The sequence below is a fragment of the Lipingzhangella halophila genome (genome assembly GCF_014203805.1).
GTDB classification, from domain to species: domain Bacteria; phylum Actinomycetota; class Actinomycetes; order Streptosporangiales; family Streptosporangiaceae; genus Lipingzhangella; species Lipingzhangella halophila.
This window is the reverse complement of record NZ_JACHJT010000001.1, coordinates 56148-79381: the sequence shown is the minus strand read 5'-3', so window position 1 is coordinate 79381 and position 23234 is coordinate 56148. Positions and strand designations below refer to the sequence as shown.

The following is a 23234-nucleotide window of genomic DNA, read 5'->3' as shown; positions in this document are numbered from 1 at the left end:
ATCCCGGGCTAACCGGCCCCCACCATCCGAAAGCTCCCCGCTCCCACCTTAGACCGCAACCCACCATGGGCCACCGGCCAGATCTCGTTAACGCTCGGGCGGAGCGTCTCATTCCCGCGTTGCGGGTTAGCGATCGTCGGGACCGGGCTCACGGTCGGGAACTTCCGCCGAAGGACTCTCCGCACCGTTTGCCCCGTCTTCCGTCGTCGCCGGACCAGCGTTCGCCTGGGACACGGTTTCGGCCTCGGCGGTGTCCGCACTCGATGGTTCGTCCACCTCCTTGAGGAGCCGTCCGTCCGACGTTCTGGGCGCCATCTCCTTGCGAAGTAGCTTGATGATGAACGTACAGAAGACCGTGGCGACAACAGCAGGCGGGAGCAGCGCCGACAAAACGTCGCCCATCGAACGCACACCCCTTCCTTGTTGTTACTTTATGCAGCAATTACCCCACGCAGGGGTGCGGCGGTCTCGCTCGTTCTTGATCGCGCGCCCCTTCACGACCGTGGTCTTGGGACATCATAGACACCATACGAGACCCGATAGGCCGCCTCCTCGAGAGGAACAGCATTCGGCCGCCCCACAAAACCGGAGCGCCAGTGCGGCCCGGTCGTCCCGGGACTTCGCGAAGCCCCTAACGCCAGGGTTTCTGGTCCAATCAGCCGGGAAAGGACAACGCTTCGTAGCCGAGCGCAAACGACTTGCTCTCCCACCCGGTAGGAACAGGTATATCCGACCGACTCCGCACTCAAGCCCAGGAACCGACCCGAGAGGGCGTCCAGCATGTTCTCCGCACAATCACAGATTACCCATCCTTATGCACGCCGCCCGCATCGGTGTCCATATGCACCTAAGGACACCCATGAGTTGCGGGATCGTTGCACCTCTTCGCATCAAGACCGGCATGTGCCACGTCGCCGCTACCCGACTTCCGGGGGTTAGTCCCAGGAGCATTGGGGCCCTTCCACGCAGAGTTCCGCGCGGGTCCGGATATCCGAGGGTTGGACCGGCCCGTGCGGATTGCTACCTCGCACACGCCGTCCGGCCACCCGTGGACAACTACGGCGACACCACGAGTCTCGTGATTTCACTCACCCCATCTGGCGCGAGAGTCGCACTCCAATCTGCCGCGCCCCGGGCCCGGCCGTTCTGTCCACGAGCGCGAAATCGTGCCGGACGCCTTCGTGTCCCGCCTGCGGCAACAACTTCCGGCGTTGATGTCCGCGACGAAGATCTTCACCACGGTAAATGCCCTGAAGACTCGCAAATGGTACATCATTGGCACAGTTCGCCGGCGGACCACGCGTTCGGCATGGCTATCGCCGGGCGGGGGCGCAAATCCGCGGCGCCGCGGTGGCCGGGATCCGCCACGCAGAAGGGCTTTCGCGAGGAACAGCGTTCACTTTGCCGCCGTACCGCGACCGCCGCCGCTCATCAGGCGGCCTCAAGGTGCAACAGCATCCGGGTATTGCCCAGGGTGTTGGGCTTGACGCGTTCCAGGTCCAAAAATTCCGCCACCCCCTCGTCATAGGAGCGCAAGAGCTCCTCGTAAACGCGCTGGGACACGGGCGTTCCCTGGATGGGTTGGAAGCCGTGCCGGCTGAAGAAGTGGGTCTCGAACGTCAGGCAGAACACCCGGCGCACTCCCAGTTCTCGGGCCGCGGAGAGAAGGTCGTCGACAATGCGGTGTCCGACACCGCGCCCTTGAACGACCGGGTCGACGACGACCGTTCGTACTTCGGCGAGATCCTCCCAAAGGACGTGGAGGGCGCCGCAGCCGACTACGGTGCCTTCGGCATCGTCGCCGGCCTCCGCCACCCAGAACTCCTGGACGTCCTCATAGAGGCTGACTGTGCTCTTGGAGAGCACGCGCCGGTCTGAACTGAACTCGTCCATGAGGCGGCGGATATGAACGACATCGCGGGTCCGCGCGCGGCGGACGGTTACCTGAGTGATCGGCATGACCGGATCCAGGTTACTCGTCCGCGGAAGCGCACGGCGTAATCGAAAGGCCGCCCCGTTCAGGCGGGGGCTCCTGAACGGAACGGCCGATTATGCTCGGGCGGTTGTCAGATGAGCTGCCTGCGCGCGGCCCACACGACAGCCTCGATCGGGGTGTTCACCCCGAGCTGGTCGCAGATAGCGCGAAGCCTGCGGCGTAGCGTGCGTGCGCTGAGCTCCAACCGCCGCGCGGCGACGTCCGTGGTGACACCCGTGGCGATCTCCGCTAGCAGTTGGAGTTCGTCATCGGCCAGGTCCACCGTGACGTTGGGGTACCCGTCGCGCGGTGGCGGCGGGGAAACATGGGTCATTCCCCCTTCCCGCACGGGCGACGTGATCGCGGGTTCCTTAACACCCTCGCGCAGAGGAGTGATTCCTGGTTCCTTGACGGCACGACGTACGAGTGTGGCCTGTTCCACTCCGTCCTCCCTCATCCGTGGTGAGCGCGGAACATCGACTCGTCGCCGCAGAGAGACCTCGGGCAAGCAGAGGTCATCACCTCTTGGCACGCGCGCTGGGATGTTCCCCGGATTACGATGCCGGCCACCGCCTTTCCGTTCCCCTGGCAAGAAACGAAAATCCGGCGCCGGCGAGGATCCGGGGCCCGGTCGCGGCGACCTGGGACGGACAGGCCACCGCAATGGCGCACACGGCAAAGGACAGTCACCACCGCCGAAGCAGTGTTCGGCTGTCCTTACTTACCGTCTTTCGATCCACTACGGCTAACACGCGGAAATCTCCGCTTGTTTCGAAACGCTAAGCGGAGCAGATCAGGTCGTCAAGGTCGGTTTGTTCACTCTATGAACACGAACTTATACATAGCGTAACGAGTGCTTGGAACAAGAACCTACAGCATGCGCACTGACCTGCGAAAATAATCTTCACCAAATTGGCGAAGTGCACGGCGGGCTAGTCCGAAGAGTATTCGGAAAGTGACCCTTGAGACAGCCCAAGTACCCAGGGATTTTACCCGCGACGGGACAACCGCGGGGCACCTCGGTGTGTCCCGCGCCACACCGCCCGCTTCCCGCGCCACATCACTTGAGACAATATGGGCCCGGATCAGTCCGGACGTACCAATGGGAAGAGAACGGTTTCCCGAATGTTCTTTCCGGTAAAGGCCATCAGCAACCGGTCGATTCCGACACCCACGCCGCCGGTGGGGGGCATCCCGTACTCCAGCGCGCGCAGGAAGTCCTCGTCGAGCTGCATGGCCTCGGTGTCGCCGCCGGCGGCCAGCAGGGACTGCTCGGTGAGCCGGCGGCGTTGCTCGACGGGGTCGACAAGCTCGGAGTAGCCGGTACCCAGTTCCATGCCGAACCCGATGAGGTCCCACTTCTCGGTCAGCAGCGGGTCCTCGCGGTGCTGGCGGGTCAGCGGGCTCGTCTCCAGCGGGAAGTCCGTGACGAAGGTCGGCTGGGTCAGCGTGTGCTCGACCAGTTCCTCGAAGAGGTGCTCGACCAGCTTGCCCTGCCCCCAGTCGGGGCTCCACTCGATGTGGCGGGACTCGGCCAGCTTGCGTACCCGCTCAAGTGGCGTGCGCGGGGTGACCTCCTCACCGAGTGCCCGCGAGACCGCGCCGTACAGCGTGATCCGGGGCCACTGGCCGCCGATGTCGAGCTCGTCCTCGTCCTCGCCGCGCGGCACGACCGTGGAGCCGAAGGCGGCCACGGCCGCGTGCTGGATCAGCTCCCGGGTGAGGTCGGCCATGTCGGTGTAGTCGGCATAAGCCTGGTAGAACTCCAGCATCGTGAACTCGGGGTTGTGCGTGGAGTCCGCCCCCTCGTTGCGGAAGTTCCGGTTGATCTCGAAGACCCGCTCGATCCCGCCCACGACCAGGCGCTTGAGGTACAACTCCGGCGCGATACGCAGGTACAGGTCGAGGTTGTAGGCGTTGATGTGGGTCGTGAACGGCCGTGCGGTCGCCCCGCCGTGCACCTGCTGCAGCATCGGGGTCTCGACCTCGGTGTAGCCGCGCTCGTCCAACCCGTCGCGCAGGGCCTTGATGGCGGCCGAGCGCCGCCGCACCATCTCGCGGGACTCGGCGTTGACCAGAAGGTCGACGTAGCGCTGCCGGACCCGCGCCTCGGGGTCGCTCAGCCCCTTGTGCTTCTCCGGAAGCGGGCGCAGGCACTTGGCCGTGAGTGTCCAGTCATCGGCCATGATCGACAGCTCACCGCGCCGGGACGTGATGACCTCGCCCTCGATGCCGACATGGTCGCCCAGGTCGATGTCGCTCTTCCACGCCGCCAGCGACTCCGCGCCGAGCTTGTCCAGCGACAGCATGATCTGGATGTTCGCGGAGCCGTCGCGGATGGTGGCGAAGCACAGCTTGCCACCGGTGCGGTACAGCATGACCCGCCCGGTGATTCCGACCCGCTCGCCCGTGCCGGTGTCAGCGGGCAGGTCGGCGTGTTTCTCGCGCACCGCCGCGATGGAGGTGGTGCGGCCGAAAGTCGCCGGGAACGGATCCGTCCCCTGCTCCCGCAGCCGGTCCAGCTTCTCGCGCCGGACACGCATCTGTTCCGGCAGGTCGTCATAGGAGTCGTCCACCACATCACTCACGAGCACGACCCTATCGGGCCCGACCGAGTGCCCCGAATACTCCGGGAAGCGGCGGCACCGGCCAGCGCACCGCGACAGCCCCGGTTCGCGCGGGAGCGCCCTACTCGGCGTTGCGCTCGAAGACCAGGCGCAGCCCGATGAGGGTCAGCCAGGGTTCGTGCACGTCGACCGTCTCGCACTCGTCGACCACCAGTGGGGCGAGCCCGCCGGTGGCCACCACGGTGATCTCGTCGGCGTCGTCGGTGAGCTCCTGGACCATGCGGTCCACGATCCCGTCGACCTGGCCGGCGAACCCGTAGACGATTCCGGAACGCAGCGCCTCGGTGGTGTTCTTCGCCACAACCGACCGCGGCTTGGCGATCTCCACCATGTGCAACTGCGCGCCACGCCGCGACAGCGCCTCCACCGAGATGTCGATCCCGGGGGAAATCGCGCCCCCCACGTACTCGCCCCGACCGCTCACCGCGTCGAAGGTGGTCGCGGTGCCGAAGTCCACGACGACGCTGGGGCCCCCGTAGAGCCGCACCGCGGCGAGCGCGTTGATGATCCGGTCGCTGCCGACCTCCTTGGGGTTGTCCATCCGGATCGGCACACCGGTCTTCACGCCCGGCTCCACGATGACAGCGGACACGTCGCCGTAGTGCCGCCGGAACATCGCCCGCATTTCGAGCTGCACCGTCGGCACGGAGCAGCACAGGGCGAGGCCGTCGACGTCGTTGGGGCCCAGCAGCGAGCTGCTCCCGATGAGCCCCTGCAGCACCACGGCCCACTCGTCAGCGGTGCGCCGGTAGTCCGTACCGACCCGCCAGTGCTCCAGCAGGTGGTCGCCATCGAACAGGCCGAGAACCGTTTGCGAGTTGCCCACATCGATCGCGAGCAGCATCGGGGCCCCTTTTCGCGGTTGTCTGGGAGGTCGGTTTCATTAGGCTGGTGCGGTTTGGTTGCGCGGTCACACGCGCAGATCGAACGCGATGTCCAGCGCCGGGCTGGAGTGGGTCAGGGCCCCGACCGCGAGGTAGTCCACTCCAGTGGCCGCGACCTGGGGGGCGGTCGTGCGGGTCAGGCCTCCGCTGGCCTCAAGCCGGGCGCGGCCCGCGACCAGCGCCACGGCCTCGCGCAGCTCTGCCACCGTGAAGTTGTCCAGCAGGATCTCCCCGGCTCCCGCCGCCAGGGCCGGCTCGATCTGGTCGAGGCGGTCCACCTCGACTTCGAGCGGGACGTCGGGATAGGCCGCGCGCACCGCGCGGACGGCTTCGGCGACCCCGCCCGCCGCGACGACGTGGTTGTCCTTGATCAGCGCGGCGTCACCGAGCCCGAACCGGTGGTTCACCCCGCCGCCGCACCGCACCGCGTACTTTTCCAGGGTTCGCAGGCCCGCGTGCGTCTTGCGGGTGTCCCGGATCCGCGCCCCGGTTCCGGAGACAGCGTCCACCCAGCTCCGGGTAGCGGTCGCGATACCGGAGAGGTGGGTCAGGAAGTTCAGGGCGGTGCGCTCGGCGGTGAGGAGATCGCGGGTGCGGCCGGTGACGGTCAGCAGGGCGTCGCCGCGCTTGACCTCGTCGCCGTCAACGGCATCGCGCCGCACCTCGACGATTCCCTCGGCCACCCGCCAGAGGGCTTCCTCGGCCACCGGCAGGCCGGCGACCACGCCGTCAGCGCGGGCGACGATGTGTCCGGTGCGTATTTGGCTCGCGGGGATGGTGGCCACGCTGGTGATGTCGACGCCCGCGCCCAAGGGAAGCGGACGCTGCCCGGGCCCGAACGCCACGTCCTCGTGCAGTGCCTCCACCACCGCCCGCGCGGCGGGAACACCGATCTCGTCGCCCAGTACGGCGATGGCCGGACCGGACCGCAGACTGGCCCGCCCGTAGTGCGGGATACGCGTGCTCGACAACCGACCGCGGCGCAGCTCGACACTGACGCGCTCGCGCCGCCCTGCTGCCGGCTCCGGGTGGTCGGCACGCCAGTGCGAGCCGCGCGTCTCCGCACGCTCGGTAGCAGCGCGGGTCAGAACGGCCCCGACGGTGAGCATGTTGCTGGCCTCCCAGGCGGCAACGCCCGGTTCGACGGACGCGCCCGCGCGGCCGGCGAGCTCGGCCAACCGGCCGGTGGCGGCGGCGAGCCCTTCGCCGTCGCGCAGCACCCCGACGTGTCTCGACATGAGGGCCCGCAGCTCCGGCACGATCGCGGGATCGACCAGACCGGGTTCGGCGCACGCGTCGAACTCCGCTGGCCGGGTGCGCGCGGGAGGCGCCTCGGCGATGGTCCGGGCGATCCGGTCGGCGAAGACCACCCCTTCCAGCAGCGAGTTGGAGGCGAGCCGGTTCGCGCCGTGCACCCCCGTTCGGGCGACCTCGCCGACGGCGTACAGCCCGCGGAGTTCAGTCTGGCCGTGCAGGTCGACCTCGACACCACCGGACGCGTAGTGCGCGGCCGGTGCCACGGGGATGAGGTCGCGCACCGGGTCGATGCCGTGCTCGACACAACTCGCCAGGATCGTGGGGAAGCGGGTGCGCCACGTGTCCGAGCCGAAGTGCCGGGCGTCGAGGAAGACGTGCGGGGAACCGGTGGACTCCATGGCCCGGGCGATGGCCTTTGCGACCACGTCGCGCGGGGCGAGGTCGGCCAGCTCGTGCTCGCCCTCCATGAAGCGGCGCCCGGAACTGTCGACCAGGAAGGCACCCTCGCCGCGCACCGCCTCGGAGATCAGGGGCTGCTGCCCGCGCGCCTCGGGGCCCAGCCAGAGCACGGTCGGGTGGAACTGCACGAACTCCAGGTCCCGCACTCTCGCCCCGGCCCGCAGCGCCAAGGCGAGCCCGTCCCCGGTGGACACGGCCGGGTTGGTCGTGGCGGCGAACACCTGCCCCATGCCCCCGGTGGCCAGCACCACCGCCATGGCGCGCACCGCCCCGACGCCGTCGCGCTGGCCCTCACCCATCACGTGCACCGTGACACCGCAGACGGCGTGCGGGAGTTCGGCCGGTGCGCCGCGCGTGGCGTACTCCGGGTTGGGGCCCAGCAGCAGGTCGGGGGCGAACGCGTGCTCGATCACCTCGATCCGGGGCTCGGCGCGGACAGCCGCGATCAGGGCCCGCTCGATCTCCGCGCCCGTGGCGTCACCGCCGGCGTGCGCGATCCGGGCCGCGCGGTGGCCGCCCTCGCGGGTCAGCGCCAGCGCGCCGTCATCGGCCCGGTCGAAGGCGGTGCCCAGGTCCACGAGCCAACGCAGGGCGTCGGGCCCCTCGTTGACCAGGGTCCGCACGGCCTCGGCGTCGCACATCCCCGCCCCGGCCGCCATGGTGTCCACCATGTGCGAGAGAGGCGCGTCGGAGGGGTCGATGGCCGCGGCGATCCCGCCTTGGGCCCACCGGGTGGAACCGTTGGAGATCGTGTCCTTCGTGACGAGGACGACCCTGCCCCGCGGGTCGTACTGGGTGTACCGCAGGGCCGCGCTCAATCCCGCGATCCCCGAGCCAACGACAACGACGTCGGTGTCGACCGCCCAACCGGGCTCGGGCGCGGCAAGCCGGCTGGGTAACGCGGTGGTCGTCTCGCTCACCGGACGCTCTCCTTGGTCACGTTCACTGGCCGTCACAGCGTGAGCGGCACATTATCAATCAGGCGGGTCGACCCCACGCGTGCGGCCACCGCAAGTACCGCCTCGCCCCGGTAGTCCCCGGGGACCTCGGTGAACGTCTGCGGGTCCACCAGGGCCAGGTAGTCCACAACGACGGGCGGATCCGCGCTGGCCGCCCGGTCGAGAACGGATCGGGCGGCGCTGAGGATGCCGACCGGTCCCGTGACGGAGGCGTCGGCCCCGGCCAGCAGCGCCTGGGAGAGAGCGAGCGCGCTCTTGCGCTCGTTGGCGTCCAGATAGGCGTTGCGGCTCGATGTCGCAAGCCCGTCCGGGTCGCGCTCGGTGGGAGCGGCCACGATCGACACCGGCATGCACAGGTCCCGCACCATGCGCCGGACCAGGGCGAGCTGCTGGGCGTCCTTCTGCCCGAACACCGCCGTGTCCGGACGGACCAGGTGGAACAGTTTGGCGACGACCGTGAGCACCCCGTCGAAGAAGCCTGGCCGGAACTCGCCTTCGAGTACCTGCCCCATCCGGCCGGGGTGCACCGCGACGATCTGCTCCCCCGGGTACATCACCTCGGTGGTGGGCGCGAAGACCGCACTCACGCCTTCCTCGGCGCAGACGTCCAGGTCGGCGCTGAGATCGCGCGGGTAACGGTCGAAGTCTTCATTCGGTCCGAACTGCAGGGGGTTCACGAAGATGCTGACCAGGACCGTGTCGGCGGCAGCCTGTTCCCGCGCCGCGGCGATCAGCCGCCGGTGCCCGTTGTGCAGCGCCCCCATGGTCGGCACCAGAGCCAGCCTGCCCAGTTCCGGGCGCAGCGAGGCCAGCTCCTCGGCTGTACGGGCGACCTGTGGGGCGGTCCGCGGGGTGGCGGTCGACTCGTTCATGCCTGTCCTCCGGGAAAGGGGATTGTCGGCTCACGCCTGGAGGACGTCCAGCAGGCGCTCCGCGTCGTGCGGCTTGAGCATGCCGGCGTCGAGGGCCCGGCCGGCGGTCAGCCGGGCCAGCGCGACATAGCTCGGCACGCTCTCCGGGGAGTGCGCCCGCAGCTTCGCGATGTGTCCCGCGACGGTCTCGGCGTCCCCGCGCAGCACCGGTCCGCTGAGCCCGTCGATCCCCAGGCGCAGAGCGTTGTCCAGGGCCGCGCCCAGCAGGGGGCCGAGCAGTCGCGCGGGGCTGTCCACACCGGCCTTGTCGAGCAGAGTTGCGCTCTCGGCAACCAGCGTGACCAGGTGGTTCGCTCCCCCCGCGAGCGCGGCGTGGTACAGCGCGCGGTCCTCCTCGGCAATCCACACGGGGTCGGCACCCATCTCCACGACAAGCGCCTCGGCGATGGGCCGCAGGGGGTCGGGGGCGGTTACCCCGAAGGCGCAACTAGCGAGGCGGTCGAGGTCCTCGTCGCGCCCCGTGAACGTCATGACCGGATGCAGCGCCAGGGGGAGCGCGCCCAACGCGGTCGCGCTGGACAGCACACCGTATCCGTGGCTTCCGCTGGTGTGCACAAGAAGCTTGCCCTCGACCGGGACACCAGTGTCCACAAGACCACTGACCAGCGACGCCAGGGCCTCATCGGGAACTGTCAGCAGCACCAGGTCGGCCGCCTCAACCACCCCCGCGGGCTCACGGACGCGGGCGTCGGGCAGCCGTCGCTCAACGCGCTCGCGGGACGCCTCGGACACCGCGGACGCCGCCACGACACGGTGCCCGGCGCGTTCCAGCGCCGCACCCAGCACCGAGCCGACCCGGCCCGGACCGATGACACCTACCGCCAACCGGGCTGGCCGCTGCCGCGTGACTTCCGTGGGTTCCATGTCCTCGTTCCAGTCCACCGGGGTACCGGACGTCTCGGGTTTAAGCCTACTGGCCGGGCTGGGTGGCGCGGACTGCGGTCGCCGGGTTGGCCGGGCCGGCCGCAACGCGGCCGGTGAGGGAGTGCGCGCGAACCGTGACCAGGCGCTGCACGTCTGGTGCGGGTCCGCCACCCGCACCGGCATGCCCCGCGGGAGTGACGTCCATCACACATCGCCTGTGGCGGTCGCCATTGCTGGCGAAGAGGTCCGGAGCACGCGCCCGCACACCGCCGGGACGCCGTATCGCGGCTCAGCCCGACGGCGCGGTCTGCTCGCTGCGGGTCGCCCAGCGCTCCGGGCCGGTGCTCGACATGCGGGCCGCGTGCCCGCGTTCGACGATCCCGTCCACCAGCCGCCGCGCCTCCTCGATGTCGCGATCGGCCGCGTGTGCCCTGATCGGGCCCGGCGGGGTGTCCACGTGCACGGTGCCGACCCCGCGCCGCCTGCTCAGCGGACCGGCCGTGAGCCGTACCGTCTGCACGCGGGCCTCCGGAACAACCTCGATGACGCGGCAGAGCAGGCCGTGCGAGGTGACCACCAGGTCGCCGTCGACGCCCAGCGCCTCGTTGCGGGAGCGAGCGCGCGCGGCCCCGTGCAATGCCACACGCGAGGCGTCCGTCCCCGGGAACAGCTCGTTCACCAAGGCGAACGCCAGTCTGCGCGGCACCACCGGAAGCAGGGTCGAGGAGTCCATCTGGCGCTCCCCCACATATCCCGCGACGTTGGCCTCGACCCGGGCCACACCCAGCAAGCGCCAGAGCAACGGTTCCACGATGCGGACCGCCTGCACTCTGCCCGGCGGCACCGTCTGCATCCGTGCCTGGAAGATCCCGAACCGCAGGCGCAGGCCGTCGGGAGAGAGCGAGGAATAGAAGTCCGTGTACCGCAGCAACGGGCCGGCGAAGCCCCGCATCAACCCCAGCAGCAGTGGTACCGCACCGCCGAGCACGCCGAGCTCCATGAACGCGAAGCCCGTGATCATCAGGACCAGGAACAGCAGGAACGCACCCAGCACCGGGAGCCGGAACGCGAGCGCCCCCAGCAGCAGGCCGAACGGAAGCCGGTAGAACGGCCACTCCGGCGCCTCCGGGGTCTTGCCCGAGAGCCCGGCCGCGTGCGCGAGCAGTGACGCCCGCAGCCGCTCCGCGGTCCCGCGCGTCAGGTACCGCAGCCTCATTTCGCTGGAGTCGCCCCCGGCCAGCTCCACCCGCAGCTCAGCCAACCCGAGTATCTGCATCAGCAGTGGCCGCACCACATCCACAGCCTGCAGCCGGCTCAACGGGATCTCCCGGGAGACCTGCCGGACCAGACCCATGTGCACGATGAGGTGGTCGTCGTTCAGCTCGAAGGACGACCGCAGCCAGGACAGCACCGAATAGCCGGTCGCGCCGGCGATCGCGGCGAGCGTGGCCGATCCGAACCAGACCACGCCGAGCTGCATGAGTATCAGCCCCGGCAATGCCAGGAACACCACGGTGAACAGGAGCACCTGGAACGGCACTGTCGACCAGTGCACCCGGTGCCGGCCCCGCGTGATGTCGACGCCGGGCGCGGGCCGTGGCGGTGGTGGCGGCGCCATCGGAGGTGGCGGGGGTGGCGGTCCGGTGGCCGCGGGCGACGGCGGCAGGAATCGTACGTGGCTACCGGGCGGATGTGGCCCCGGAGGCGGACCACCGGGCCCGGGTGGATAACCGGGTGGCGCGGCGCCGGGGTAGGGATGACCGGGCGGCGGGGCGCCCGGGTAGGGCTGGGCACCGGGCGGCTGGGCGCCCGGAGGCGGGGGCGGATGCGCGACGTAGGGCTGCCCCGGCCCAGTAGGCGGAGGCTGCCCCGGCGACCAGGACCTCCCCGGATACGGCGCCGCATGCGGCGGAGGCGCACCGGGTCCCCCTGGTGGCGCGCCGGGCGGCGGAGGCTGTCCGGGAGCCACCGGGTAATACCCCGGAGGATGGTGCGCCGGCGGACCGGGCACGGCCTGGGGGGCGTACCCGGCCGGTGGGGGCGGTCCCGCCCCGGGCGGATAGTGCGCCTGCCAGGGCATAGCGGCCGGTGGGGCCAGTGTGGCGGGGTGAGCCGCAACATGGCCGGTCCGGTTCTGGCCGTCGCTGTGCCCGTTCTGGCCAGCGCGGCGCGCGGTCTCGGCGGCCTCCGTGTCCTCGTCAATGTGCGGCCACAGGGGGGTCACCGCTCCGGAGCGCCCCGGCCGCTCCGATTCCGGGCCGCCGCCCTCGCCCGAGCTGGCGTGCCCGTTCTCGCTTCCCACGGGCGGGTGGCCGACCGCGCCATCCCGGTCGCCGTGGCCCCGCGGTGCCGGCTCGGACCGCTCACCGCTCCCCGCCGCGCCGTTGTAGCGTGCCGGCTCGTGCCCGTGGTGCGGGCCGGCATGCGCGTCGTCGAAGCCGAACTCCGCGCCGGGCGCCGTCACCTCCTCGGCGACGTGCGAATCCGTCGGAGCGGTCACCTCCCGCAGCGGCGGAAGGTCCTCCCCGGACACCGGCCCAGCGAACCACTCGTCCGCCCCCCGGTCCTCGTGCTCGCCGGCGTGGCCCTCGGGTTCGTCGTCCCGCGGAGAGGGCTCCTCGGGGCGCGGCCCGGTGTCGAACCAGGCATCACTCTTGCGGGCGGGTGTCTCACCCTCGACGCCGTTGCCACCGCCGGACCCCGGTACCGCTGAATCGGGAGGGCCGCCAGTAGCCGGATCCTCGTTCGCTTCGCTCACGCGTTACAGCCCCGTTGAGAACGTTTCACTTCGTGCGGCCAGTTGGTCGCGCAACCGCACGGCGTCGTCGAACCGCAGGCCGGGAATCCGGGTATCGGCGGTGGTCGCCGCCGTCCGGACGCGGACGGTCGCGAGCCCCAGCGCCTGCTCCAACAGGTTGGATGTGACGTCGACCACCTGCATACGCCCATAAGGGACGACGATCAACTGGCGCACGATGACGCCATAGGTCAGATAGAAGTCGGTGCGGCCTTCGGCGTACCCCCAGGACCGCGCCTCCGATCGCGCAGCCAGCCAGCCCGCCGCGCCCCCAAGCACGGCCAACCCGACCGGCACGGCCGCCCACGGCCAGCTCCACCATAGCCCGACGGCCACTCCCCCCAGAGCGGCGGCCGGCAGCAGGATGGCGAGCACGAGTAGCCTGCGGTACCACGCGAGGAGCGGTGAAACCCGCATCCATGACGTGCCCACGGGCGCGGCGAACGCCGCGGCCACCGCGGACTGCGCGGTGGCCGGTGACGTGTCCGGACCGGCAGCGGACACGCGCTGCGCTCCGGTGTCCCCGGCGGAGCCCTCGGGTCCCGCATCGGTGGCGGCCGGTGAAGCTGATTGGTCAGAAGCGGCAAACTCCACGATTCCAGTCAATCATCCCTGCGCCAATCCTGCGGGACGCGTGGACCATACGGCGATCCATGGGGCGCCATGGGCTTTCGTACCCGTCGAGCCCGGATCCGGTTGCCGATCGATCCGCGGACAACCGTTGAGAAGACGAGCCCGGAGCCTACGATGAGATTCCGTCCGCCTATGCGAGCGCGAGGCCACAATGCGAGTGCATCATCTCAACTGCGGAACGATGCGACCTCCCATGCGGCGGCTGGCCGAAGGGCAGGGAGGGTTCCGCGAGTCCGGCGAGCTGGTCTGCCACTGCCTGCTCATCGAAACCAACGAGGCGCTCGTCCTGGTCGACACCGGGTTGGGCACCCACGCTCTGCAGGACCCGCGCCAGCGCCTGGGACGGAGGTTCATGGGAACCCGACCCGTGCTGGACCCGGCCGAGACCGCGGCCGCGCAGGTGCGGGCACTCGGCTTCGACCCCGCCGACGTCCGGCACATCGTGCTCACGCATCTCGACATTGACCACAGCTCGGGCCTGGCCGACTTCCCCGACGCCCTGGTGCACGTACACGGCCCCGAGCTGCGAGCCGCCACCTCCGGGACGCGCCTGCAACGGCGCCGGTACATTCCATGGGCCTGGGAGCACGGCCCCCAGTGGCGGGTACACGAGTTCGACGGCGGGGAACGCTGGTTCGGCTTCGACTCGGTGCGCCCGCTCAGCGGCCTCCAAGCCGACATCGCGCTGATCCCGCTGGCCGGGCACACCACCGGCCATGTCGGGGTGGCCATCCAGCCGGGCGGGCCGGAACAGGGCTGGCTGCTGCACGCCGGCGACGCCTTCCTCCACCGCGGCCGGCTCGACCCGCGGGCGCGGGTTCCGGCGGGCATGGCGTTCTTCGAGACGCTCTCGCAGACCAACGGGGTGTTGCGGCGGCACAACCAGCGCATGCTGCGGCGGCTGCGCCACATGCACGGCAGCGAGGTCGAGGTGTTCTGCGCCCACGACGCCGCCCAGTTCCGCGCGCTGGCCCCCAAACCGGCCTAGATGCGATGTGGGCGGGTGGTCACGCGCCCAACGGAGGCGGCGACGATGGCGGAGGGCCCGGATTGGCGGTGCTCGGCCCGGACAACGGGCGGTTGCGCGGCTAACGAGGGCACCAACGACGCCGGATGGGCCAGCCCTCGGTAATCGCTACTGGTGCCCGATGGTGGCGCGTGTAACGGTGCGGCGAGGGTGCGGGATGGCCAGGGGAGTGTGTCAATGCTTCCATCCGGCGGTGGGCGCGTCGAAGGTGTCCGGGGAGTCATTCTCGGCGCTGAACGTGTCTCCCTGGTCAGGTTCGGTGCGGAACGGCGCGGTGCGGTGCTGCTTTCCGCGCGTTCGCGCCTGCTCATCGCCGCCGATCTTGAGCTTTTCGTTCCTTCCCGAGCGCAAGAAGGAACGGAATCCTCAAGATCGGTACTCAGAATGCCCGCAATTCGGACTTACCAGACACGCGAGGGCGGGCAGCGGGCTCCCGGGCCGCGCGCCGGACGAGACCGGGCAGCCGCCCCCGATCATGCGCCGTCGCCGCTCTCGTCGCGCGCGCAACCATCCGCCCACCGCATCGACAGTCACCGCCCCAGGCCATGTGCTGCCTTCGCTGCCCTCGTTGGCCGCGCCACCATCCACCGCCAGCACCGATGGGCACCAACCCGGCCCACCCGCCGCCATCGCCGGAGGTCCGACCACCCGCCCGCATCGCCAATCCAGAACGCGCCCCCGGCGGGAATGGTGCGCGGCTACTCGTCCCGGGACTGCTCCTCGCCCCTACCCTCGTCCGGGACACGGCAGGCGTACTCCAGGAACAGCGCCGCCCCCAGCAGTAGGCCTCCCGCGAGGAGCGTCCCGGAAGCGGTGAGGGCGTCAGCGCGCGAGGCCGGCGCGTGCAGCCGGCTCAGCAAAGCGAGTGCCATCCCCCCGAACGTGCCAATCACCAGCGACGCGAGGAGCGCGCTGGCCTTTGCCAACGCGAGCAGGCGCGCGGCGCTCAACGGCTCGACCGGCTCCGTTCCCGGCACCCGGCGGATCCGGCGGCGGGTGTGCACGGCCGTGATCGCCTCTCCCACGGCGAGCAGGGCGAGTGTGGGGATCGCTGTCCACGGGAGCAGGGGAAGGTTCCCATAGGCCTGGTCCACGACGATGTAGGCGAGCATGGTAGTGACCAGGATGATCCCCAGCGGAAGCCGCCAGCCGGTCGGTTGCATGCTGCCCTGGTGCGACTGCTTGTCCATGTGCTCCCAGCCGGTTCTCGTAATGGTCACTCCGGCGCGCGCAGCACCAGATCGTCGCGCCGGCGCAGGTGCTGTCCCGCGACTTCGTCCTCGTCCAGCAGGGACCGCACGCTCCCCCGCCCGGGAATGGCGGCTTCGGCATCGGCGTCCGCCCACGGGCGCAGCACGAACGCTCGTTCGTGCGCGCGGGGATGCGGCAGGGTGAGCGCCGGGGAGTCACGGACCTCGTCGCCGTAGGTGATGATGTCGATATCCAGGGTGCGCGGCCCCCAACGCACCTCGCGCTCGCGGTGGAACGCCAGTTCCACGTTCTGCGTGCGTTCCAGCAGCAGATCCGGGTCGAGCGCGCTGTCGGCCACGACGATGGCGTTCAGGTACGCGCCCTGGTCCGGGCCGCCCACCGGAGCCGTCTCGTATACCGGCGACAGCGCCACCGGCGTCAACCCGTCGGCGTCGAACAACGCGTCGACCGCGCCCTGCAGGTGGTCCATGCGCTCGCCCAGGTTGCTGCCCAGCGACAGCACCGCCCGGCGGGCGACGGTGGAGGCGGCCATCAGCGCTCCCGCACGATCGTGACGGTGACATCGGAAAACTCGTGCGGAATCGGGGCGTCGGGCTTGTGCACGGTCACCTCCACCTCGTGTACCGCGGTCTCGGCGAGGCAGGTGTCCGCGAGGCGCTGCGCCAGCGTCTCGATGAGGGCCACCGGCTCGCCCGCGACCGCACCGACCAGGCGTTCGCTCAGGACACCGTAATGGACCGTGTGCGCGAGATCGTCCGTACGCGCGGCCTCGCGGGAGTCCACTCCCAGCACCACGTCGACGACAAACGTCTGGCCGTCGCGGCGCTCCTGCTCCAGCACCCCGTGGTAACCCCACGCGCGCAGCCCACGCACCGCGATCCGGTCCAGGCGGTCCGGGCGGTCCGAGCGGCGCGCCTCGTCTTCCCGCTCCCTGGTACCGGTCACCTCACTCCTCTTCGTCAGCGTCATCGAGCAGCACGGGCGAGGCGTGGTGCGACCACATGCGCCAGCCGTGCGCGGTGTGCACGAACAAGTTCGTGGTGACCACCTGGCCGCCGGCGATGAACCCGGGGGTGTCCTCCTCGGCGGTGAGCACGTTCTCCTCGCAGGTGACCATCGCGGTCTCGCCGCTCACGCCAATGGTGGTCTCGGTCAACACGTACTGGATGTAGGGCACGTTCGCCATGAACAGCGCCCACGCACGCATGATCTCCGCGCGGCCGCGCAGCAGCGGCCAGCCCGGGTTCACGCACACCAGATCGGGGGCGTCGTCCTCATCGGCCCAGACCCGCTGCATGAGGTCGAGGTCGCCATTCTCGATCGCCTCGTAGAACTGGGCGTTGACCTCGGCCACCCGGTCCATGACCTCCTGGCGGGCGCTCACGGGCCGCTCCGCCCAATAGGGCCGGCCCGCCCCTGGTCGAGCTGCGCGCCGCCCGTACGCCAGGCCGCCGCGACACGCACCGCGTCGGCGTTGGGGCGGACGTTGTGCACCCGGACGCACCAGGCACCGCGGTCAGCGGACAGTGTGGTGAGCGCGACCGTGGCGTCGTCGCACTCGGCGAACTCGCGGTCGTTGCCTTCGGCGTCGCTGAGCAGCCGGCCAAGGAACCGCTTCCGGGAGCCAGCGACGAGCAGCGGGTACCCGAGAGCGTGGAACGTGTCCAGATGGGAGAGCAGCGCCCAGTTGTGGGCTTCCTCGGGGCGCTTGGCGAAACCCAGGCCCGGGTCGAGAACGATCTGGTGGGGTTCGACCCCCTCGTCGACCATCGACTCCAGGCGCTCACGCAGCTCGTCGTGGACTTCTTTGACAACGTCGGCGTACACGGCGCGGTTCTGCATCTCGTGGCTGTGGCCGCGCCAGTGCATCAGCACGTAGGCCACCCCGGTCCGGGCGACCAGCCGCGCCATGGAGGGGTCGGCGAGTCCGCCGCTGACGTCGTTCACCAGGACCGCACCCGCGTCCACGGCGTGCTCGGCCACCTCGGCGCGCATGGTGTCGATGCTGACGGGAACGCCGTGCCGGGCCAGTTCCGTAACGACCGGGCCGATCCGGCGGATCTCCTCGTCGCGCGAGACCCGCTGCGCCCCGGGCCGGGTGGACTCGCCGCCGACATCGATGATGTCGGCTCCCAACTCGGCGAGGCTCAGGCCGTGCTCGATCGCCCGCCCGGTGTCGAACCACGCTCCACCGTCGGAGAACGAGTCGGGGGTAACGTTTACGACCCCCATGACCAGGCATCGGCCCCGCTCGGGTAGACCCGGCGGCTTGTACGTCGACGTCATGCCGTCAACCCTACGAGACAGGGGCCTGGCGCTGCGACCCTCGGATCGGCGCGGAACGGGCCATGCCGGAGATGGTGAGTACGCCGGCGCACGACGGTGCTGGCGCCGTATCTTGCTGGCGGGTGCGGGTGATGATGCCCCTGTGTTCACCGAACAGGGTGCGGTCCCGAACCTGCCTCGCCCTTGGGGGAGTTTCCACCGCATCACCGTCGGGCAGCAGGCCGTAAGGATCTAGCCACACTTCGGCCGGTTCGTGTGACGTGTCCACGCGTGACTGACTTCGAGGGCGAGAGGGGAGAATCAGTCATGCCGGCACCGGACAACCAAGAGAAGACGAGCGGCAACGCGATCAGCAGGTACGTGCGGACGCACACGAACCCTGCCGTATTCGGCATCTCGGTCGTGATCATCCTCGCGTTCCTGATCGCCGGCCTGGCGTTCACCGACGCCACGAGCTCAGCCGCGGCCGCCGCGCTGGAGTTCATCACCACGAACTTCGGCTGGTTCTACATCCTGATAGCGACGTTCTTCCTGGTCTTCGTGCTAGCGGTAATGCTCAGCCGCTACGGGCGCCTGCGGCTCGGCCCGGACGACTCTAGGCCCCAGTACCGGACGCTGCCCTGGTTCGCCATGCTGTTCACCGCGGGTATGGGCATCGGGTTGGTGTTCTTCGGCGTCTACGAGGCACCCTTCCACATGCAGAACGCGCCGATCGCCGCGACTAGCGAGAGCCAGGCAGCCACCGAGGCGATGAGCCTCACCATCTTCCACTGGGGACTGCACCCGTGGGCGATCTACATCGTCCTCGGAATGTCCATGGGGTACTTCTGTTTCCGGCGGAATCTCCCACTACGCCCCGCAGCAGGCTTCTACCCACTGATCGGTGACCGTATTTACGGGTGGGTCGGCAACCTGATCGACATCCTGGCGGTGTTCGGCACCCTGTTCGGGCTGTCCACCTCCCTCGGGTTCGGGGCCCAGCAGGTCAACGCCGGACTCGAGGAAGTGTTCGGGATCCCGATCAATCCGACAGTGCAGGTGCTGATCATCGCGCTGATTACCGCGATTGCGGTGGTCAGCGTAATGCTGGGCATCGACAGGGGCATCCGCAGGCTCTCGGTGCTCAACCTGGGGCTCGCCGTGCTGCTGATGGTCATCATCTTCGCCGTGGGGCCGAAGCTCTACATCTTCACCGGCCTCGCGAACTACACAGGTTTCTACCTGCAGAACCTGGTGGGCACGAGCTTCGAGGTGTTCCACCCGCAGACGCAGAGCCAGGCAGCGAGCTGGCAGGCCGGGTGGACACTGTTCTACTGGGGCTGGTGGATGTCGTGGTCGCCATTCGTGGGGATGTTCATCGCCCGCATCTCTTACGGGCGGACCCTGCGGCAGTTCATCGGCGGCACGTTGCTCGCGCCGGTGGCCGCCTCCATCGTGTGGTTCTCTGTGCTCGGCGGCACCGGTCTCTACTACCAGCTCGCCGGGCGCGTGGACATCGGGGGCAGCGCCCCGGAACAGGCGATGTTCCTGTTGGTGAATGAACTGCCGCTCGGCACGGTTGCCGCTATAGCGGTCTCGTTGCTCACGGTTCTCGTGGTCACGCTGTTCTTCGCCACGTCGTCGGACTCGGGCTCGTTGGTGGTCGACATGCTCACCAACGGCGGCGACCCCCATCCGATCAGAGCGCAGCGCTTGTTCTGGGCGGTCACCGAGGGCGCCGTGGCGGCGGTGCTGCTCTGGGTGGGCGGATCGACCGCACTGGACGCGCTGCAGGCAGCCTCGATCGCCGCCGGACTGCCGTTCGCCGTGGTGCTGCTGTTCCTGAGCATCGGTCTCAGTCGCGCGCTGTACCGCGAGCCGGTCGCCGCAGCGCCCTCGGCTGCGTGGATGGCGACCACTGCAGCACGCCGGCACGATCTCAGCGAGCACGAGCCGATAAGCGAGTCCAGAACCTCCGAAGCTACCGAGGACGAGTCCAGAGCCTCCGAAGCTCCCGAAGACAAGGAAGGCCCCTCCAGTGGAGGCTGAGTCCAGGCACACCACGAGGAGGCGGGTGAGCATGCCCACCCGCAACAGGCAGCGAGCCTGACAGCGACTTCTCCGTGCAGGAACTCGCGAGCGAACCGTACGGGAGGTCCATCGATGGCCACGCTAGGCGAGCGCCCGGAGCAAGCCGGCATCGCGGCCTCGCTCGGCTCGGTAGCCGACTCCTACGGCAATACGCCGCAGAGCTCATCGATCACGCCTGCCCCTTGGGCCACCAGGACACGGGGAGAACGCTCTCTGACTAGTGCCCCAGGATGAGGCTCATGGCTTCGGAGCGCGTGCGGTCGCGGTTGCGGAAGTCGCCGCGGACCGCGGAGGTGACCGTCTTGGCGCCGGGTTTGCGCACCCCGCGCATGGTCATGCAGAGGTGCTCCGCCTCGATGACCACGATCACGCCTCGCGGTTCGAGCGTGGTCTGGATCGCGTCGGCCACCTCGGAGGTGAGGCGTTCCTGCACCTGCGGCCGGCGGGCATAGACGTCGACCAGGCGGGCCAGCTTGGACAGCCCGGTGATCTGGCCCTTGTTGTTCGGGATGTAGCCGACGTGCGCACTGCCGTAGAACGGCACTAGGTGGTGCTCGCAGGTCGAGTACAGCTCGATGTCCTTGACCAGCACCATTTCTTCGTGCCCGGCCTCGAACACGGTGGTCAGGACATCTTCGGGCCGCTGGTCGAGCCCCGCGAACTGCTCCTCGTAGGCCCGCGCGACCCGGGCCGGGGTTTCGCGCAGGCCGTCGCGGTCGGGGTCCTCACCTATGGCGAGCAGGATCTCGCGGACCGCCTTCTCGATCCTGGGATGGTCAACCCGCCCGCCGGTGGGGCTCACTAGCGGGAGGTCAAGCTCGGCCGGTTCCTCGTGGGCGCTCACGCCTGATCCCTGGAGTCGTCGTCGCCGACGCCGGCCTCACCGTTGACGTTGCCCTGCCCGTTGGCCTCGGATCCGGCCGGCCAGGCGTCGCCGCCGGACCAGTCGCCCTGGCCGTTGCCGGTCAGCTCTTCGACGTCCTTGGGCCCCATTACCGCGAGCTCCTTGGGCGTGCTCACCGGCGGCTGGCTGGAGGGCTGCCGCTTTCCGTAACCCTTGTACGAGCCGCGTGAGGGGCGCTTCTCGATGGGGGCGAAGATCTCCAGGACCTGCTCCTTGGACAAGGTCTCCTTCTCAAGCAGGTTCAGCACGAGGTCGTCGAGCACGTCGCGGTATTCGACCAGGATCTCCCACGCCTCGTCGTGCGCGGACTCGATCAGCCGGCGCACCTCCTCGTCGATGACGGAGGCGATCTCCTCGGAGTACTCGCGCGAGTGCGACATCTCCCGGCCGAGGAACGGCTCGCTGTTGCCGCTGCCGAACTTGCGAGCGCCGAGGCGCTCGCTCATCCCGTACTCGGTCACCATGTTGCGCGCCACGCTGGTGGCCTTGTCGATGTCGTTGGCCGCACCGGTGGTGGGCTCGTGGAACACCATCTCCTCGGAGGCGCGCCCGCCCAGCATCATCGCGAGCTGGTCCATCATCTCCGAGCGCGAGGTGAGGAACTTGTCCTCCATCGGCACCGACATGGTGTAGCCCAGCGCGCGCCCGCGCGGCAGGATGGTGATCTTGTGCACGGGGTCGGCGTGCGGAAGCGCGTGGCCCACCAGGGCGTGGCCGCCCTCGTGGTAGGCGATCACCTTCTTCTCGGCGTCCGACATCACCTGCGTCTTCTTCTCGGGGCCGGCCATCACACGGTCGATCGCCTCTTCGAGGGTGACCATGTCGATCTCGTTCCGGTTCGCCCGGGCCGAGAGCAGCGCGCCCTCGTTCACCACGTTCTGCAGGTCGGCACCGGTCATCCCGGACGTCCGGCGGGCGATGACGTCGAAGTCGACATCGCTGGCGATGGGCTTGCCCTTCGCGTGCACCTGCAGGATGCCCTTGCGGCCCTCCATGTCGGGACGGTCGACGACGATCTGGCGGTCGAAGCGGCCGGGGCGCAGCAGCGCGGGGTCGAGGATGTCGGGACGGTTGGTCGCGGCGATGAGGATCACGCCGCTCTTGACGTCGAAGCCGTCCATCTCGACGAGCATCTGGTTCAGCGTCTGCTCGCGCTCGTCGTGCCCGCCGCCCATTCCGGCGCCGCGGTGGCGGCCGACGGCGTCGATCTCGTCGACGAAGATGATCGCGGGGGCGTTCGCCTTGGCCTGCTCGAAGAGGTCGCGCACTCGCGAGGCGCCGACACCGACGAACATCTCGACGAAGTCCGATCCGGAAATCGAGTAGAACGGCACTCCGGCCTCGCCCGCCACGGCCCTGGCCAGCAGTGTCTTACCGGTTCCGGGAGGACCGAACAGCAGCACGCCCTTGGGGATCTTGGCGCCCATGGACTGGAACTTGGCCGGGTTCTCCAGGAACTCCTTGATCTCGTGGAGCTCCTCGATAGCCTCATCGGCCCCGGCGACGTCGGTGAACGTGCTCTTCGGGGTGTCCTTGGTGATCAGCTTGGCCTTGGACTTGCCGAAGCTCATCACCCGCGAGCCGCCGCCCTGCATCTGGTTCATGATGAACAGGAAGATGGCGATGATGATGATCAGCGGCAGGAGGCTGAACATCAGCGACGCGAACATACTGTCCTGCGGCACCTCGACGTCATACGAGCCGAGGTTGCTGTCGCCCTCCTCCAGGCTCTGCAGCTCGTTCGCGAGATCGTAGCCCTGGCCCTCGACCCAGTACGCTTCGTAGACCTCGCCGTCGACGGTGGTCAGCTCGATCCGCTGCTCTTTGTCGATGAGCTGGGCGTTGTCAACCTGATCGTTCTCGATCAGGTTGAATACCTTCGAGGTGTCGGTTTTCTCCGGGTCGGCCCCGCCACCCAGGTTGGTGAACTGGAAGACAGCAAAGAGCAGGAGGCCAATGGCCAGGATCCACGGCCACGGCCCACGGTACAAACGCTTGAGATTCATCTATACGGAACCCCGTTGGGTCCGTCCCTCCTGACCAGGCGGCCTGCTCCGAACACCCGCGGGGATAGTTGACCGGGTGGGTAGGCGGACGGGCGCGAAAAGGTGCTTCGCGGCCGGTTTCCGCTGCCCCCTCAGTGCGCCCCTACGGCCGCTGGAAGCGGGACCTATCGGACATGTATTCCCTACGATGCTGCGGGGATAATTGACGGTACACCCCCTTGCGACCACACGCATTCGCGTCTGGTCGACGCCAGCCGTACTGCGTCACCACACCAACGCGCACGGGCCGCCCCATTGTTCCCGGCGCACGGAGCACGCCGACGCGGCACGGCCCCCAGCGGC

General features: G+C 69.2%; 20 protein-coding genes. 2 read left to right on the top strand and 18 right to left on the bottom strand.

What is annotated here, in order from left to right; all coding sequences use genetic code 11:
* Positions 1-126: 126 nt before the first annotated feature.
* From F4561_RS00380 to F4561_RS00335, 10 genes are all read right to left on the bottom strand, one after another.
* Positions 127-402 carry a hypothetical protein gene (locus F4561_RS00380; RefSeq protein WP_184584236.1) on the bottom strand — a complete coding sequence of 92 codons (276 nt, stop codon included), beginning with the start codon at positions 400-402 and terminating at the stop codon, positions 127-129.
* Positions 403-1431: 1029 nt separating this feature from the next.
* Positions 1432-1959, bottom strand: coding sequence for an amino-acid N-acetyltransferase (locus F4561_RS00375; RefSeq protein ID WP_184573598.1), 528 nt, complete (start codon positions 1957-1959; stop codon positions 1432-1434).
* Between the two features lie 107 nt (positions 1960-2066).
* Positions 2067-2309, bottom strand: coding sequence for a LuxR C-terminal-related transcriptional regulator (locus F4561_RS00370; protein WP_184573596.1), 243 nt, complete (start codon positions 2307-2309; stop codon positions 2067-2069).
* A 751-nt stretch (positions 2310-3060) separates the two neighbouring features.
* Positions 3061-4563, bottom strand: coding sequence for a bifunctional lysylphosphatidylglycerol synthetase/lysine--tRNA ligase LysX (gene lysX, locus F4561_RS00365; protein WP_184573594.1), 1503 nt, complete (start codon positions 4561-4563; stop codon positions 3061-3063).
* Positions 4564-4663: 100 nt separating this feature from the next.
* Positions 4664-5446: a type III pantothenate kinase gene (locus F4561_RS00360; RefSeq protein WP_184573592.1), complete on the bottom strand. Its 783-nt coding sequence runs from the start codon at positions 5444-5446 to the stop codon at positions 4664-4666.
* 66 nt (positions 5447-5512) lie between these two features.
* Positions 5513-8122 carry an L-aspartate oxidase gene (locus F4561_RS00355; RefSeq protein ID WP_184573590.1) on the bottom strand — a complete coding sequence of 870 codons (2610 nt, stop codon included), beginning with the start codon at positions 8120-8122 and terminating at the stop codon, positions 5513-5515.
* A gap of 32 nt (positions 8123-8154) precedes the next feature.
* On the bottom strand, positions 8155-9033 hold the full coding sequence (gene panC / locus F4561_RS00350; protein ID WP_184573588.1) for a pantoate--beta-alanine ligase: 879 nt from the start codon (positions 9031-9033) through the stop codon (positions 8155-8157).
* Between the two features lie 30 nt (positions 9034-9063).
* Complete coding sequence (locus tag F4561_RS00345) at positions 9064-9957, bottom strand: Rossmann-like and DUF2520 domain-containing protein (protein ID WP_184573586.1); 894 nt, start codon at positions 9955-9957, stop codon at positions 9064-9066.
* Positions 9958-10246: 289 nt separating this feature from the next.
* Entirely contained in the window at positions 10247-12715 is a 2469-nt protein-coding gene (locus tag F4561_RS33530; RefSeq protein ID WP_312885078.1) for a PH domain-containing protein, read from the bottom strand.
* 3 nt (positions 12716-12718) lie between these two features.
* Positions 12719-13258: a PH domain-containing protein gene (locus tag F4561_RS00335; protein WP_312885077.1), complete on the bottom strand. Its 540-nt coding sequence runs from the start codon at positions 13256-13258 to the stop codon at positions 12719-12721.
* A 310-nt stretch (positions 13259-13568) separates the two neighbouring features.
* Between F4561_RS00335 and F4561_RS00330 the strand changes: the two genes are divergently transcribed.
* Positions 13569-14375 carry an MBL fold metallo-hydrolase gene (locus F4561_RS00330; RefSeq protein WP_246437112.1) on the top strand — a complete coding sequence of 269 codons (807 nt, stop codon included), beginning with the start codon at positions 13569-13571 and terminating at the stop codon, positions 14373-14375.
* Between the two features lie 213 nt (positions 14376-14588).
* Here F4561_RS00330 and F4561_RS00325 read toward each other — a convergent pair whose 3' ends face one another.
* The 6 genes from F4561_RS00325 to folP all read right to left on the bottom strand — a co-directional run bounded on the left by F4561_RS00325 (position 14589) and on the right by folP (position 17912).
* The gene (locus F4561_RS00325) at positions 14589-14765 is read right to left on the bottom strand and encodes a hypothetical protein (protein WP_184573582.1); all 177 of its coding nucleotides are present in this window, start codon (positions 14763-14765) and stop codon (positions 14589-14591) included.
* Positions 14766-15112: 347 nt separating this feature from the next.
* The gene (locus F4561_RS00320; RefSeq protein WP_184573580.1) at positions 15113-15604 is read right to left on the bottom strand and encodes a DUF3180 domain-containing protein; all 492 of its coding nucleotides are present in this window, start codon (positions 15602-15604) and stop codon (positions 15113-15115) included.
* 26 nt (positions 15605-15630) lie between these two features.
* Positions 15631-16158, bottom strand: coding sequence for a 2-amino-4-hydroxy-6-hydroxymethyldihydropteridine diphosphokinase (gene folK / locus F4561_RS00315; RefSeq protein WP_184573578.1), 528 nt, complete (start codon positions 16156-16158; stop codon positions 15631-15633).
* A complete protein-coding gene (gene folB, locus F4561_RS00310; RefSeq protein WP_312885076.1) occupies positions 16158-16571 on the bottom strand; it encodes a dihydroneopterin aldolase in 414 nt (137 codons plus the stop codon). Before folB ends, folK begins: the two co-directional genes overlap by 1 nt.
* 1 nt (position 16572) lies before the next feature.
* A complete protein-coding gene (locus F4561_RS00305; protein ID WP_184573574.1) occupies positions 16573-17010 on the bottom strand; it encodes a nuclear transport factor 2 family protein in 438 nt (145 codons plus the stop codon).
* Positions 17007-17912, bottom strand: coding sequence for a dihydropteroate synthase (folP, locus tag F4561_RS00300; protein WP_184573572.1), 906 nt, complete (start codon positions 17910-17912; stop codon positions 17007-17009). The genes F4561_RS00305 and folP overlap by 4 nt, the downstream gene beginning before the upstream one ends.
* A gap of 306 nt (positions 17913-18218) precedes the next feature.
* Here folP and F4561_RS00295 point away from each other — a divergent pair, with 306 nt between their 5' ends.
* Positions 18219-19940: a BCCT family transporter gene (locus F4561_RS00295; protein ID WP_184573570.1), complete on the top strand. Its 1722-nt coding sequence runs from the start codon at positions 18219-18221 to the stop codon at positions 19938-19940.
* A gap of 259 nt (positions 19941-20199) precedes the next feature.
* Here F4561_RS00295 and folE read toward each other — a convergent pair whose 3' ends face one another.
* On the bottom strand, positions 20200-20784 hold the full coding sequence (gene folE / locus F4561_RS00290; protein ID WP_376773685.1) for a GTP cyclohydrolase I FolE: 585 nt from the start codon (positions 20782-20784) through the stop codon (positions 20200-20202).
* A gap of 38 nt (positions 20785-20822) precedes the next feature.
* Positions 20823-22892, bottom strand: coding sequence for an ATP-dependent zinc metalloprotease FtsH (gene ftsH / locus F4561_RS00285; RefSeq protein ID WP_184573565.1), 2070 nt, complete (start codon positions 22890-22892; stop codon positions 20823-20825).
* Between the last annotated feature and the right edge of the window lie 342 nt (positions 22893-23234).